This is a genomic window from Pseudomonas sp. R151218B TE3479 (genome assembly GCF_053629195.1).
In genome coordinates this window covers 5109266-5124310 of the sequence record NZ_JBRJHV010000001.1, presented here as the reverse complement: position 1 = coordinate 5124310, position 15045 = coordinate 5109266, and the positions used below count along the sequence as shown (strand labels likewise).

13 protein-coding genes are annotated in these 15045 nt (G+C 63.0%); 8 read left to right on the top strand and 5 right to left on the bottom strand.

Annotated features, from left to right (window positions below):
* Positions 1-83: 83 nt before the first annotated feature.
* The 3 genes from rarD to AB7M32_RS21910 all read right to left on the bottom strand — a co-directional run bounded on the left by rarD (position 84) and on the right by AB7M32_RS21910 (position 3588).
* Positions 84-968 carry an EamA family transporter RarD gene (gene rarD, locus AB7M32_RS21920; protein ID WP_072411543.1) on the bottom strand — a complete coding sequence of 295 codons (885 nt, stop codon included), beginning with the start codon at positions 966-968 and terminating at the stop codon, positions 84-86.
* A gap of 100 nt (positions 969-1068) precedes the next feature.
* On the bottom strand, positions 1069-2082 hold the full coding sequence (locus AB7M32_RS21915; RefSeq protein WP_454251343.1) for an aldo/keto reductase: 1014 nt from the start codon (positions 2080-2082) through the stop codon (positions 1069-1071).
* A 195-nt stretch (positions 2083-2277) separates the two neighbouring features.
* The gene (locus AB7M32_RS21910) at positions 2278-3588 is read right to left on the bottom strand and encodes an MFS transporter (protein ID WP_454251342.1); all 1311 of its coding nucleotides are present in this window, start codon (positions 3586-3588) and stop codon (positions 2278-2280) included.
* A gap of 186 nt (positions 3589-3774) precedes the next feature.
* Here AB7M32_RS21910 and AB7M32_RS21905 point away from each other — a divergent pair, with 186 nt between their 5' ends.
* The 7 genes from AB7M32_RS21905 to AB7M32_RS21875 all read left to right on the top strand — a co-directional run bounded on the left by AB7M32_RS21905 (position 3775) and on the right by AB7M32_RS21875 (position 11655).
* Entirely contained in the window at positions 3775-4899 is a 1125-nt protein-coding gene (locus AB7M32_RS21905; RefSeq protein WP_454251341.1) for a sugar diacid recognition domain-containing protein, read from the top strand.
* 284 nt (positions 4900-5183) lie between these two features.
* Positions 5184-6320 (top strand): glycerate kinase, encoded by a 1137-nt coding sequence (locus AB7M32_RS21900; RefSeq protein ID WP_454251340.1) that lies wholly within the window; start codon positions 5184-5186, stop codon positions 6318-6320.
* Between the two features lie 189 nt (positions 6321-6509).
* Entirely contained in the window at positions 6510-6809 is a 300-nt protein-coding gene (locus AB7M32_RS21895) for an MCP four helix bundle domain-containing protein (RefSeq protein ID WP_454251339.1), read from the top strand.
* Positions 6775-8136 carry a methyl-accepting chemotaxis protein gene (locus tag AB7M32_RS21890; protein WP_454251338.1) on the top strand — a complete coding sequence of 454 codons (1362 nt, stop codon included), beginning with the start codon at positions 6775-6777 and terminating at the stop codon, positions 8134-8136. Before AB7M32_RS21895 ends, AB7M32_RS21890 begins: the two co-directional genes overlap by 35 nt.
* A 42-nt stretch (positions 8137-8178) precedes the next feature.
* Positions 8179-9360, top strand: a complete 1182-nt coding sequence (locus AB7M32_RS21885) for a pyridoxal phosphate-dependent aminotransferase (RefSeq protein WP_454251337.1) — start codon at positions 8179-8181, stop codon at positions 9358-9360.
* Positions 9361-9647: 287 nt separating this feature from the next.
* On the top strand, positions 9648-10349 hold the full coding sequence (locus tag AB7M32_RS21880) for a response regulator transcription factor (RefSeq protein ID WP_060741688.1): 702 nt from the start codon (positions 9648-9650) through the stop codon (positions 10347-10349).
* A 4-nt stretch (positions 10350-10353) separates the two neighbouring features.
* Positions 10354-11655, top strand: coding sequence for an ATP-binding protein (locus tag AB7M32_RS21875; RefSeq protein ID WP_454251336.1), 1302 nt, complete (start codon positions 10354-10356; stop codon positions 11653-11655).
* Positions 11656-11710: 55 nt separating this feature from the next.
* Here AB7M32_RS21875 and AB7M32_RS21870 read toward each other — a convergent pair whose 3' ends face one another.
* Both AB7M32_RS21870 and AB7M32_RS21865 read right to left on the bottom strand, forming a co-directional pair.
* Positions 11711-12352, bottom strand: a complete 642-nt coding sequence (locus AB7M32_RS21870) for a DUF1345 domain-containing protein (RefSeq protein WP_454251335.1) — start codon at positions 12350-12352, stop codon at positions 11711-11713.
* Between the two features lie 41 nt (positions 12353-12393).
* The gene (locus AB7M32_RS21865) at positions 12394-12540 is read right to left on the bottom strand and encodes a hypothetical protein (RefSeq protein ID WP_454251334.1); all 147 of its coding nucleotides are present in this window, start codon (positions 12538-12540) and stop codon (positions 12394-12396) included.
* Positions 12541-12964: 424 nt separating this feature from the next.
* On the opposite strand from AB7M32_RS21865, the gene AB7M32_RS21860 reads away from it, so the two are divergent.
* The gene (locus AB7M32_RS21860; protein ID WP_454251333.1) at positions 12965-15043 is read left to right on the top strand and encodes a putative bifunctional diguanylate cyclase/phosphodiesterase; all 2079 of its coding nucleotides are present in this window, start codon (positions 12965-12967) and stop codon (positions 15041-15043) included.
* Positions 15044-15045: the final 2 nt, after the last annotated feature.

Here is a 15045-nt window from a genome sequence, read left to right as displayed (position 1 = left end):
TAGCGGTGGATCAGTTTGTATCGATATTGGCTGATCCGCCGCCATCGCGAGCAAGCTCGCTCCCACAGGGGTTGACGTTGACCTTAAGCCCTGCGCCGTTGCCGCACCAGGTGTTTGAAGCCTTCGAACACCAACACCGCCACGGCCATCCAGATGGGGATGTAGGTCAGCCATTCAGCGGCCTTGATGCTTTCGCCCAACAGCAGCGCAACGCCCAGCAGCAGGACCGGTTCGACGTAACTCAACAAGCCGAACAGGCTGAACGGCAGCAGCCGGCTGGCGACGATATAAGACACCAGCGCGCTGACGCTGATCACCCCGAGCAACGGGATCAGCAGCGACAGCCGCGGGTATTGATCGAATACGTGGAAACCCTGTTCACCGCTTTGCACGAACCACAGCGCCACGGGCAGCATCAGGGTCATGTCCAGCCAGAGCCCGCCGAGGTTGTCGGTCTTGATGCGTTTGCGCAGGATGAAATAGATCGGGTAGCCGATCACCACCAGCAAGGTGGCCCAGGAAAAACCACCCACCTGGTACAACTCGTTGAACACGCCAAGGGTAGCGAAGAACACGGCGACTTTCCGCAGGTAGGACAGTCGCTCGCCATAGACGATGCGCCCGGTCAGGACCATCGACAGCGGCAACAGGAAGTACCCCAGCGACACGTCCAGGCTGTAGCCATTGAGCGGCGCCCACATGAACAGCCACAGCTGCGCGCCCATCAGGGCCGAAGAGACGATTGCCGCGATCAATAGCCGTGGCGTGGCGACCAGGCGGCGGATCAGCGCCGTGACCAGGTGCCACTCCCGTACCACCAACATGAACACGGTCATGCATGGCATCGTCAGCAGCATGCGCCAGCCGAAAATCTCCAGGCCGGTCAACGGTGAGAGTAGCGAGGTGTAGTAGTACATGACGGCGAACAGCGCAGAGGCTGAGACCGATAGAGCGATGCCTTTGGACACTGAGGCCTCTTATTTTAATGGGCAGAAACACCGTTGTGGTGAGAAGGGCAGCTGTGGCGAGGGAGCAAGGTCCCTCGCCCTGTTCTTATTCGATGAACGATTATGACGTACGCGGAACTCGCCCCGGCACGAAATGCCCCACGTCATTGAACCCCGGCGTCGACGCATGCCCCGGCGTCACCAGCGAATCGACGAAGGCTTCATCTTCCGCGCTGATCTTCACTGCCTGCGCCTTTATGTAGGAATCCCACTGTTCCTCGGTGCGCGGCCCGACGATGGCCGAAGTCACGGCGCTGTTGTTCAGTACCCAGGCGATGGCGAACTCGACGATGCCCACGCCTCGGCCCTGGGTGTATTGCAGGATCTGCTGGGCAATGCGCAGCGACTCGACCCGCCATTCGGTTTCCAGGATGCGTTTGTCCTGGCGGCCGGCACGGCTGTTGGCGTCCGGTGCCACATCCGGCGCGTACTTGCCGCTGAGCACGCCGCGGGCCAGCGGGCTGAATGGCACCACGCCGAGGCCATAGTTCTGCGCCGCGGTGATCTGCTCGGTTTCCGCCTGGCGGTTGACGATGTTGTACAGTGGTTGGCTGATCACCGGTCGGTCGATGCCCAGGCTGTCGGCGATCCGAATCACCTCGGCGATGCGCCAGCCACGGTAGTTCGACAGGCCCCAATAGCGGATCTTGCCCTGGCGAATCAAGTCGCCGATGGCCGAGACGGTGATGTGCAGCGGGGTGTTGTGGTCTTCGCGATGCAGGTAATAGATGTCCAGGTAATCGGTGCCCAGGCGCGTCAGGCTGGCCTCGATGCCATTGAACAGGTGCTTGCGGCTCAGGCCGCTGCGGTTGGGCACGCCGTCCGGCGGGCCAAAGCCGACCTTGGTGGCCAGTACCCATTCGTGGCGGTGACGGGCGATCGCCTCGCCGACAATCTCTTCGGAGCGGCCGTTGGTGTAGACGTCCGCGGTGTCGATGAAATTGATGCCCTGGTCCCAGGCCTTGTCGATGATCCGCAGCGAATCCTCGGTGCTGGTCTGTTCGCCGAACATCATCGTGCCCAGGGTCAACGTCGAGACTTGCAACCCGGAATGGCCTAGCGTGCGGTAGCTCATGACAAGATCCTTTTATCCATGAAGAAAGGCTCAATCAAACCCCAGAACCACCGCATGGATCAAACAGAATTCTCAAAACACCCCAAATCAACTGTGGGAGCGAGCTTGCTCGCGATAGCGGTGGGTCAGTCAACATCAATGTTGGCTGACTTGACGCTATCGCGAGCAAGCCCGCTCCCACGGGAAAAAAGAGCGTCAGGCCCGCAGGGTGCGGGTCATGCGCAGCGCCAGCAGGCTGCCACACACGATCACCCCGGCGAGCAGGTACAACGCCGCGTCGGTCGAGCCGGTGGCGTCCTTGACCCAACCCACCAAGTACGGGCTGAGGAAGCCCGCCATCTGCCCCATGGAGTTAATCAACGCCAAGCCGCCGGCCGCCGCGCCCGCGCTGAGCAGGGCGGTGGGTACCGGCCAGAACATCGGCAGGCCGGTGAGGGCACCCATGGTGGCAATGGACAGGCCGATGATGGCGATAGTCGGGGTGGTGGCGAAGTTGACGGCGATCAGCAGCCCGGCCGCGCCCATCAGCATCGGCACCACCAAGTGCCAGCGACGTTCCTTGTGCAAGTCCGCCGAGCGACCCACCAGCAACATGAACACCGCTGCCAGCAGGTAGGGGATCGCGCTCAGCCAGCCGATCACCAGGTTATCGCTGAAGCCCAGGTTCTTGATGATCGACGGCAGCCAGAAGTTGATCGCATAAACGCCGCTCTGGATGCAGAAGTACACCAGGCCGAAGGCCCAGATCGCCGGGTTCTTGAACACCGCGAGCAACGAATCGGTGGTGTTTTTTGGCTTGTTGGCCAGGTCTTCGGCATGGTCGGCGGTGAGCACGGCGCGTTCCTCGGCGGTCAGCCATTTGGCGTTGGCGAAGGTGTCGCTGAGCAGGAAGAACGCCAGAGCGCCGAGGATCACCGTCGGAATACCTTGCAGCAGGAACATCCACTGCCAACCCGCCAGGCCGCCCTGGCCCGCTGCGAAGTGGTTGAGGATCCACCCGGAAAACGGGCTGCCCAGCAGGCCGGACACCGGAATGGCCGACATGAACAAGGCCATGATCCGGCCGCGGCGGAACGTCGGGAACCATTGCGAGAGGTACAGCACCACGCCAGGAAAGAATCCGGCTTCGGCCGCACCCGTGAACAGCCGCAAGGTATAGAACTGGGTGGGGGTGGTGACGAATAGCAGGCAGGTCGACAGCGTGCCCCAGGTGATCATCATCAATGCGATCCAGCGCCGGGGGCCGAACCGGGTCAGGGCCAGGTTGCTCGGTACGCCGCACAGCACGTAGCCGATGAAGAAAATTCCGGCGCCGAGGCCATACACGGTTTCACTGAATTTCAAGGCGTCGAGCATCTGCAACTTGGCGAAGCCAACGTTGACCCGGTCGAGGTAGTTGAACAGGTAGCAGATGAAAATGAACGGGATCAAGCGCAGGGTGATGCGCTTGTAGACGATATTTTTTTCGTCGGGGGTAGCCAGGAGGGCTGCTGCGCTCTGGGACATGGCGAGGTCTCTCTTTATTATGATTTTTGCGAGCCAGGGGGTAACGTTGACTGCCCCTTGAGTCTCGTCCAGCCCAAGGCCCCGTGTCTTTGTGCCTGGGCACAGGGTTTGGAGGCAGACCCTGTGCGACTGACCAAACCCATGTCTGAAACAACAATCCAAGCCGCCTGCAAGGAACACCGCCCCATGTTCGAACTCGATCACGACCTGGCACAGGACATTGTCGACCGGGCGATGGCGATCCTGCCGTACAACGTCAATGTCATGGACAACCAGGGGCTGATCCTCGGCAGCGGCGAGCGCGAGCGGGTCAATACCCGCCACGAAGGCGCGCAACTGGTCCTGGCCAATGGCCGGGTGGTGGAAATCGACGAGCACACCGCGATGCACCTCAAGGGCGTGCAGCCGGGAATCAACTTGCCGCTGATGCTCGATCAACGGCTGATCGGCGTCCTGGGCATCACCGGCGAGCCTGCGCAACTGCGTACCTATGCCGAACTGGTGCGCATGACCGCTGAAATGCTGGTGGGCCAGCGCAACCAGCAGGCCGAACAGCAATGGCGCCGCCAGCGTTGCGATGACTTATTGGCGTTGCTGCTGGGGGACGCCGGGGATTCGCCACGCTTGCTGGACGAAGCGCGGCAGATGGGCCTCAAGCCGCAACTCTCACGGGTGCCGTATCTGTTCGAACTGGGCCTGGAGCACGGGCCCGGCCAGACCGTCGAGACGCTGAGCGGGTGGCTGATGTCCCGCTACCCGGACAGTTGGTGCCTGACGTCGTCCAAATCTTCCCTGCTCTGGTGCCGGCCGGTGACCGCCTCGGTGGAGAACGAGCGCCTGCTGGGCAAGCTCGACGGGTTGGGCTGGAGCATTCTGCGCGTGGCGGTGGGCGGCCAGGCCGAAGGGCTGGCGGGCCTGCGTCGTTGCTACCGACGGGTCGGGGACCTGTTGGCCTACGGGCGCGATGTGTTGCCGCAGTCGCGCATGCTGACCCTCAACCGTTATCGCTTGCCGGTGATGCTCTGGCGTCATCGCAGCGACGATGCCCTGGATGAATTGCTGACCCCTTTGCGCAAGGTCATCGCCAAGGACAGTAACGGCCAATTGCTCGCCACCTTGCGCAGTTGGTGCGAGCACGACGGCCAGAGCCAAGCCTGCGCCGACGCGCTGGGCATCCATCGCAACAGCCTGCGCTACCGCATGGAACGCATCGCCGAACTCAGCGGCGTGGATCCGTTGCGGCTGGATGGGATGCTGGCGTTGTACCTGGGGGTGCAACTGTTGCCGCAGACCGAAAGCACACCGCTATAACCCTGTGGGAGCGAGCTTGCTCGCGATGTCGGTGGCACATCCAATACCTGTGCAAGCTGACACACCGCTATCGCGAGCAAGCTCGCTCCCACAGTTTGATCGGCGGTACTACTTCTGTGGGAGCGAGCCTGCTCGCGATGAGGCCGGCAGCTTCAACCTGAATCCTCCTGGAAAACCGGTATTTGTGAAATTGAACAATAATGCCCGGTGTCTTTTGTGCGGCAGACCGGCGTCACGGCTGCGGTCAACTGGCAGCATGCTGTGCATCGGAACCGGAGAATAATATGAAAATAATCATCGCCCCCGACTCGTTCAAGGACAGCCTCAGTGCCCAGGGCGTCGCCGATGCCATTGCCCAGGGGTTGGCCCAGGTCTGGCCGGATGCCCAGTTGGTCAAGTGCCCGATGGCCGACGGCGGCGAGGGGACGGTGGAGTCGGTGCTGGCCGCCTGCAACGGCGAGTGGCGTCACACCCGGGTCCGCGGCCCCCTTGGCACTCCCGTCGAGGCCCGCTGGGGCTGGTTGGCCGACAGCCGCACCGCGATCATCGAGATGGCCGAGGCCAGTGGCTTGCAGCTCGTGCCGCCGGATCAGCGCGATGCCTGTTCCAGCAGCACCTACGGCACCGGCGAGTTGATCCGTGCCGCCTTGGACGAAGGGGCCGGGCGGGTGATCCTGGCCATCGGCGGCAGTGCCACCAACGATGGCGGTGCCGGCGCGATGCAGGCCCTGGGCGTGGCGCTGCTGGATGAACACGAGCAACCCCTGGTGCCCGGTGGCCAAGCCCTGGCGCACCTTTCACGCATTGACCTGGGCGACCTGGACCCGCGCTTGGCCCAGGTCAGTTTCGAGATCGCCGCCGATGTCGATAACCCGTTGTGCGGGCCCCATGGCGCTTCCGCGGTCTTCGGGCCACAGAAGGGTGCCTCCGTCCGGCAGGTGCAGGACCTGGACCGGGCCCTGGGGCATTTCGCCGACCATTGTGCCCGGTCGCTGGGCCGTGATGTACGCGACGAACCGGGCAGCGGTGCCGCGGGCGGCCTGGGTTTCGCGGCCAAGGCATTCCTGCGGGCGCAGTTCCGGACCGGCGTGGACGTCGTTGCCCAGTTGACCGGGCTGGCCGATGCGATCGAGGGCGCCGACCTGGTGATCACGGGCGAAGGCCGTTTCGACGCCCAGACCCTGCGCGGCAAGACCCCCTTCGGCGTGGCCCGCATCGCCCGCCAGCATGGCGTGCCGGTACTGGTCATCGCCGGTACGCTGGGGGAGGGCTACCAAGCGCTGTACGAATACGGTATCGACGCCGCCTTTGCCCTGGCCAGCGGGCCGATGACCTTGCAGCAAGCCTGCCTCGACGCCCCGCGCCTGCTGAGCGAACGAGCCCAGGACATCGCCCGGCTGTGGCGGGTGGCGCGCCGATAAAACTGGTCGCGCATTCACCTGTGGTGAGGGAGCAAGCTCTTTCGCCACAAAGTCTCGTGAAATATTTTTTTACATCTCCCTGTAAAAAGCCTGGAGCCTGGCCGATAACGACCTCAGGCGTACCCACAATTATTCCACCCCGTACGCTGGCGGCATGGATGCTCGACCCCATCACAGCGAGGTCTTCCCATGTCTCTACGCAGCTTGAATATCGCTCCCCGGGCTTTTCTGGGCTTCACCGTCATCGCGTTGCTCGTCGTTATTCTCGGCGTATTCGCCGCCAATCGCATGTCAGTCATCCGCCAGGCGTCGCTGGACATGGAGCAGACCCAAGTGCCCAGCGTCGGCTACCTGGCCAATGTGCTGGAAAGCGTGTTGCGCATGCGCATTCTTTCGTTCCGGATCCTGGTCAACCGCGACCCGGCCAGTCTGGCAGAGGCCGACGGCCGCATCGGTGTGCTGGTGGAAAAAGCTGAACAAGGCCAATAGCGGCTACGCCGCGTTGCCGGCCTCGCCGGAAGAGGCTGAGCTGTACAAAGTCTTTTCGGCGACCCTCGACAAATATCTGCAAGCCCAGAAAGAAATGCTCGAGTTGTCGCGCCAGAACAAGACTGACGAACTGCGTACCCACATCAATACGCGGATCAAGGAAGGCACCGACCTGATGGGCGAGCAGCTCAACAAGCTCATTGCCCTCAACGTGGCCAGTGCCGGTGAGGCATCGGCCCTGGCCGGCGAGCATTACAACAGCGCCATCACCGGCATCATCGTCGTCTCGCTCATTGCCGCGCTGGCCACGGTCGTGTTGGCCTTGCTGTTGACTCGCAGCATCGTCGCGCCACTCAACCGGGCATTGGAGGCAGCCCGGATCATTGCCAGCGGCAATCTGGTCCAAGTCATCGCGGTTGACGGCAAGGATGAACCCGGTCGCTTGCTCCAGGCCTTGGCCGCGATGCAAGGCAGCCTGCGCCAGACCATCGAGCAGATCGCCGGCTCCGCCAGCCAATTGGGAGCGGCGGCCGAAGAACTGAGCGCGGTCACCCAGGAATCCTCCCGCGGCCTGCAACAGCAGCACAATGAAATCGAACAGGCCGCCACTGCCGTCAACGAGATGACCGCCGCCGTCGAGGAGGTCGCCCGCAACGCGGTGTCCACTTCCGAAGCTTCGGGCCAGTCGACCCAGGCAGCCCAAGAAGGGCGCTCGCGGGTGGTGGAAACCGTCGATGCGATCCAGACCATGACCCACGATGTGCAAGCCACCGCTTCGATGATCGAAGGCCTGGCGGTCCAGGGCCGGGACATTGGCAAGGTGCTGGACGTGATCCGCGCCATCGCCGAGCAGACCAACCTGCTGGCGCTGAACGCGGCCATCGAAGCCGCCCGTGCCGGGGAGGCCGGACGCGGTTTCGCGGTGGTGGCCGATGAAGTCCGGGCCTTGGCCCATCGCACCGCCCAATCGACCCAGGAAATCGAAAAAATGGTCGCCGGCATCCAGAACGGTACCGGCCAGGCCGTGCAATCGATGCAGCAGAGCAACCAGCGCACCCAAAGCACTCTGGAGATGGCCCGGGCCGCCGGCGTGGCCCTGGAGCAGATCACCCAGTCGATCCACCAGATCAACGAACGCAACCTGGTCATTGCCAGCGCCTCGGAAGAACAGGCCCAGGTATCCCGCGAGGTGGACCGCAACCTGGTGAACATCCGCGACCTGGCTACGCAATCGGCCAGCGGCGCGAAACAGACCAGCGACGCCACTCATGAACTGTCGCGCCTGGCGGTGGGTTTGAATGCGATGGTGGCGCGGTTTGTGATTTGAGATAGGGTTGAGGCTGGATTTCGCGCAATCAAGGAGACGTACATGCGCTTTTCAGCCTTGACCCAACGCATCACCGGCGACGGTGCCGCTGCCTGGGATATTCACGACCGGGCGCTGGCCATGCGCGAACAGGGCATGGACGTGTTGCTGTTGTCGGTGGGCGACCCGGACTTCGACACTCCACGCGCCATCGTCGATGCGGCGGTGGGCAGCCTGCGGGCTGGCGACACTCATTATTCGGACATCCGCGGCTTGCACACCTTGCGTTCCAGCATTGCCCGGCGTCACCGCCTGCGTTGCGGCCAGGGCGTAGGTGCCGAACATGTGGTTGTGCTGCCGGGCGCGCAATGCGCGGTGTACGCGGTCGCGCAATGCCTGCTCAACGCAGGCGACGAAGTCATCGTGGCTGAGCCGATGTATGTCACCTACGAAGCGGTTTTCGGTGCCTGCGGGGCGAAAGTGGTGCCGGTGGCGGTCCGCCCGGAGAACGGTTTTCGGGTCGAACCGGCGGACGTTGCCCGTCTTGTGACCCCGCGTACCCGGGCGATGCTGCTCAACAGCCCGAACAACCCGTCCGGCGCCAGCTTGCCGATGTCCACCTGGCAAGCCTTGGCGCGGTTGTGCATCGAACATGACCTGTGGCTGATCAGTGACGAGGTCTACAGCGACCTGATCTACGAAGGCGAACACATCAGCCCGGCGAGCCTGCCGGGCATGGCCGAGCGCACCGCGACGATCAACAGCCTGTCCAAATCCCACGCCATGACGGGCTGGCGCATCGGCTGGGTCATCGGGCCGCAGGCGCTGGCCGGGCACTTGGCGAACCTGTCGCTGTGCATGCTGTTCGGCTTGCCGGATTTCGTGCAACGCGCCGCCCAAGTCGCGCTGGAGCAGGCTCTGCCTGAGGTGGCGCAGATGCACGAGGAATATCGCCAGCGCCGCGACCTGGTGTGCACCATGCTCGACGACTGCCCGGGCCTCAAGCCGGTGCGGCCCGATGGCGGCATGTTCGTGATGGTCGATGTGCGCCAGACCGGCCTCGACGCCCAGGCGTTTGCCGAGCGGCTGTTGGACGGGTATGGCGTGTCGGTGCTGGCCGGCGAGGCGTTCGGGCCGAGTGCGGCGGGGCATATTCGGATCGGGCTGGTGGTCGATCAGGTGAAACTGGAGGAGGCCTGCAGGCGGATTGCCTCGTGTGCCGGTCAGTCTTTACAAATGCGCTGAAGTTTCACAATGCTCAATCGCAGTGTATTCACAAAGAGCTCACGATCCAGAAAAGGGGTAATCCGGTAAAGCTTTGTAGACAGTGTGTGAAATTGTGTAAGGGGTTTGGCTCTGGGTGAGCGAGGGCGTATATCCTTGGCTGCTTGAGATTTTTCTGCGCCTGTTACACCGCTATCGCGGGCAAGCTCGCTCCCACAGTGGTTTTGTGGCGTTTCCAAGACCCTTGTGGGAGCGAGCTTGTTCGCGATAGCGGCATTGCCGGCGCCACGGCACTTTCTGGAAACACCATGCCCAACATCCTCCTGGTGGAAGACGACACCGCACTCTCTGAACTGATCGCCAGTTACCTGGAGCGCAACGGCTATCAGGTCAGCGTCCTCAGCCGTGGCGATCATGTGCGTGAACGGGCGCGGGTCGATCCGCCGGACCTGGTGATCCTCGACCTTATGCTGCCGGGGCTGGACGGCCTGCAGGTCTGCCGCTTGCTGCGGGCCGACTCGGCGACCTTGCCAATCCTGATGCTCACCGCCCGGGATGACAGTCACGACCAGGTCCTGGGCCTGGAAATGGGCGCCGACGACTACGTCACCAAACCGTGCGAGCCCCGGGTATTGCTGGCGCGGGTGCGCACCTTGTTACGGCGCAGCAGCCTCATCGAGCCGCAGACGGCCAACGACCGCATTCTGGTGGGCAACCTGTGCATCGACCTGTCCGAGCGCACGGTGACCTGGCGCGGGCAGGCGGTGGAATTGTCCAGCGGCGAATACAACCTGCTGGTGGTGCTGGCCCGGCATTCCGGCGAAGTGCTGAGCCGCGACCAGATCCTGCAGCGCCTGCGAGGCATCGAATTCAACGGCACCGACCGTTCGGTGGACGTGGCGATTTCCAAGTTGCGGCGCAAGTTCGACGACAACGCCGACGAAGCGCGCAAGATCAAGACCGTGTGGGGCAAGGGCTATCTGTTCAGCCGTTCCGAGTGGGAATGCTGAGCCGATGTGGAAGCTGCTGATCCGCCTGTACCTGGTCACCATCGTGTCCTACAGCGCGGCGATCTATCTGATGCCGGAACTGGTGGTGCGCCTGTTCCACGAGCGTTTCCTGACCTACAACCTCGATTATTCCCGGGGCCTGCAAACCTTGTTGGTCAAGCAGTTCCGCACTGTGCCCAGCGAACAGTGGCCGACGCTGGCGGCGCAGATGGACAAGGAGTTCGACCCGCTGCGCATCGAACTGGCCGCCATCGAGGACAACGGTTTCAGCGCCGAGGAGCAGGCGCGTCTCAAGCGTGGCGAGAATGTGGTGCGCCTCGGCGACTGGGCCTGGCGAACCCTGGCGGCGGCGCCGCTGGATGAGCGCACGGCGGTGAAGATGGTCGTGCCGCCGGACCCTGCCGATGTCAGCTGGTTGTACTGGAGCATCAACGTGTTGATCGGCGCGACGATGCTGGCCTGCCTGTTGCTCTGGTTGCGGCCTCACTGGCGCGACCTGGAACGCCTGCGGCGCACCGCCGAACGTTTCGGCAAAGGTCATCTGGGGGAGCGTACGCACATTGCCTCCAGTTCGAACATCGGCAGCCTGGCCCACGTGTTCGACACGATGGCGGGGGACATCGAGAATCTGCTCAACCAACAGCGGGATCTGCTCAACGCCGTGTCCCACGAACTGCGCACGCCCCTGACGCGGCTCGACTTCGGCCTGGCCCTGGCGCTGTCCGACGACCTGCCGGCACCCAGTCGCGAGCGTCTGCAAGGGCTGGTGGCGCACATTCGCGAGCTGGATGAGTTGGTGCTGGAGCTGCTGTCCTACAGCCGGTTGCAAAACCCGCAACACTTGCCCGAACGGGTCGAAGTGGCGCTGGACGAGTTCATCGACAGCATCCTGGGCAGCGTCGACGAGGACCTGGCGGCGCCGGACGTGGTGATCGACGTGTTGTTGCATGGGACGCTGGAGCGTTTTGTGTTGGACCCACGGCTGACCGCACGGGCGTTGCAGAATCTGCTGCGCAATGCCATGCGGTATTGCGAAAAGCATATCCAGATCGGCGTGCTGGTGGGTGATCAAGGCTGTGAGATCTGGGTCGACGACGACGGCATCGGCATTCCCGACAGCGAACGCGAGCGGGTGTTCGAGCCGTTCTACCGCCTGGACCGCAGCCGCGACCGCGCCACGGGCGGCTTTGGCCTCGGCCTGGCCATCAGCCGCCGGGCCCTGGAAGCCCAGGGCGGCACCTTGACGGTGGAAGCCTCTCCCCTGGGTGGAGCGCGCTTCAGACTATGGCTGCCAACACCACCCTGAATCCTGTGGCGAGGGAGCTTGGTCCCGCTGGACCGCGAAGCGGTCCCATGGCCCCTTACCCAAACAACCCCGCCGCAATATTGATCGAAAACCCCAGGATCGCCGTGTTGAACACAAACCCGATCAACGATTGCGCCAATACGATCTTGCGCAGCTGCCGGGTGGCGACCCCCACGTCGGACGTCTGCACCGCGACTCCGATGGTGAAAGAGAAATACAGGAAATCCCAATAGTTGGGTGTGGTCAGCCCTTCGGCAAACCGCAGCGCCGGCTCCTTGCCTTCCCAGGTGTAATACAGCCGTGCGTAGTGAACGCTGAAAATCACCCCGATCAGCAACCATGAACCGATCACGGTCATTGCCGTGAAGCCGTAATGCAACAGCTTGCCAGCGGCTTGCAGGTCGCGGCTGCCGGCCAGCTCGAAGGTGATGGTCGCCAGGCTGGCCAAGGCCGCGACGCAGACCATCAGCAGCACCAGCCCGGCATTTTCATCTTCGATTTCGGCGATGCGCTTCACATCGGGCGCCTTGGCCCGCACGGTCAGCCAGAACATCAGCACCAGGTAGGTCCAGACCCCGGCATTCCAGCCGATCAGGATCTTGCTGATGATCGAGTCCATGGGAGCCAGGATACCCACCGCCAGGCCAAGGACCGTGGCGCTGGAAAGACGCGGATGAGTGCGGGCGAGGAAGGGCATGGAGGCTCACTGTCCGGAAAAGAGGCGCCTAGTATGAGCCATCAAGCGAAGGGGCGACCGTCTATCGCGCTGGATTCGATCAATTGCGCGCCCGCTTCCTGCATCCGCCGGATCGCCGCCTCCATCGAGCCCTCCCTGTCAATGCCCACGAGCGCGGTGGTCAAGGTTCGGTTGGCGGGAACGCCCATGGGTGGAATCCTCCTTGAAGTGTTCTTCGAGAATAGCTGAACGGCCTGGGGGCTGTGTGCGGACTGACCCATCGCTATCGCGAGCAAGCCCGCTCCCACCGGGGCGGGCACAAAATTTGTGTTCACGGGAGATCCAATGTGGGAGCGAGCTTGCTCGCGATGACGGCGGCCCACTCAACATTGATGCAAGCTGATCCAGCGCTTTCGCGAGCAAGCCCGCTCCCACATTGGAACTGCGGTGAACACAGGATGGATGGCTTCCAGAAAAAATCTCCCTGCTCGAGGTAGTGTCTTTCGTCGAAAATATTCCAGGTTTGATGGCTTTTTGATATTTGGTACGTACGTCCCGGTCACGATTCAGTACAATCGCCGACCTCCAACCGGGCATGGAAGCAGTACGGCTCTTCTGTTACGAGAAAAAACCATGCTCATCGGCAGTTATTCCCCCGCCCTCGTTTCGATTTCCTTGTTTGTTGCCGTGCTGGCTTCCTACACCGCGCTGGACCTGGCCGGGCGGATCGCGACCGCCCAGGGGCGCGCCGCGCATTTTTGGATGATCGGCGGCGCGCTGGCGATGGGGGTGGGCATCTGGTCCATGCACTTCATCGGCATGCTGGCGTTCACCTTGCCGGTGGAGCTTGGCTACGATGTACCGATCACCGCGCTGTCCCTACTGACCGCCATTCTTTCCAGCGGTTTTGCCCTGTGGCTGGTCAGCCAGCCGCGATTGCCGGCGTGGCAGTTGGCGTTCGGTGCGCTGATCATGGGCGCCGGGATCAGCGCCATGCATTACACCGGCATGGCCGCGCTGCGGATGCAGCCAGGTATCGATTACGACCCGACGCTGTTCGGGGCTTCCTTGGTGATTGCCGTCGGCGCGTCGGCGGCGGCGCTGTGGATTGCCTTTCGCCTGCGCCAGAACAGCCCCCACGTGCGTCTGGCTCGTGCGGGCGCCGCGGTGGTCATGGGCATCGCCATCGTCGGCATGCACTACACCGGCATGGCCGGGGCGCGGTTCAGCGAGGGCAGTTTCTGTGGCTCGCTGGACGGCTTGAGCGGCAAAGGCCTGGACAGTCTGGTGTTGATCACCACCCTGGCGGTGCTGGGCATTGCCTTGCTGACCTCGATTCTCGATGCGCGCCTGGAAGCCCGCACCGCCGAGCTGGCTCAATCCCTGACCCTGGCCAACCGGGAGCTGACCCAATTGGCCCTGCACGACCCTCTCACCGGATTGCCCAACCGGGTGCTGCTGGCTGATCGTATCGACCAGGCCATGCATCGGGTGCAAGAGCAGGGCGGCTGCTTCGCCTTGATGTTCATCGACCTCGATGGTTTCAAGCCGGTCAATGACGCCTTTGGCCACCACATGGGCGATTTGTTGCTGCGGGACGTGGCCCTGCGCCTGCGTGAAGACCTGCGCAGCCAGGACACCCTGGCGCGGATCGGCGGTGATGAATTCGTGCTGCTGGTGCAACTGGCCGAGCCTGACGATGCCCTGCGACTGGCGGCACGTCAGGTCGGCTTGATCGGGCGCACGTTCCGGGTGACAGAGCATGACTTGCAGATATCCGCCAGCGTCGGCATTGCCCTTTACCCTGGCAACGGCCAGAGTGCCGAAGAGCTTCTGATGAACGCCGACGCGGCGATGTACCACGCCAAGGGCGCGGGCAAAAACGGCTACAGTTTTTTCGACGCCTCGATGAACAGCAACGCCCGCAAGCAATTGCAGCTGTTGCAAGACTTGCGCATGGCCGTCGAACAGCGACAGTTCAGCCTGCATTACCAGCCCAAGTTCGACGCGGCCAATGGCCGTCCGGTCGGGGCCGAAGCCTTGTTGCGCTGGACCCACCCGACCCAAGGCCTGTTGATGCCCGACACGTTCATCGACCTGGCGGAAAAGACCGGGTTGATCATCCCTATCGGCGAATGGGTGTTGAACGAAGCCTGCCGGCAGATGCGCGAATGGTACGTGCTCGGTTATACCGACTGGCGCATCGCGGTGAACCTCTCGGCCTTGCAGTTCTGTCACACCGGTTTGGTGCAGAGCGTGGCCAAGGCGTTGGAAACGCACAAGCTGCCGGCCAACAGCCTGACCCTGGAAATCACCGAAACCACCGCCATGAGCGATGCGGACGCGAGCATGACGGTGTTGCAGTTGCTCTCGGACATGGGGGTGGATTTGTCCATCGACGACTTCGGCACCGGCTATTCGAGTCTGATGTACCTCAAGCGCCTGCCGGCCAACGAGCTGAAGATCGATCGCGGCTTCGTGCGGGACCTGGAGCACGACAGCGATGACGCGGCCATCGTTTCGGCCATCGTCGCCCTCGGCCAGGCCCTGGGCCTGCGGATCGTTGCCGAAGGCGTGGAGACCGATATGCAACAAGACTTCCTGACCCAGTTGGGCTGCGATTCGCTGCAGGGCTATCTGTTGGGCCATCCGCTGCCGGCCGAGCGTTTTCTGCAGGACATTCGCCAGGCGAAAACCGTGGCGATAGCCTGACC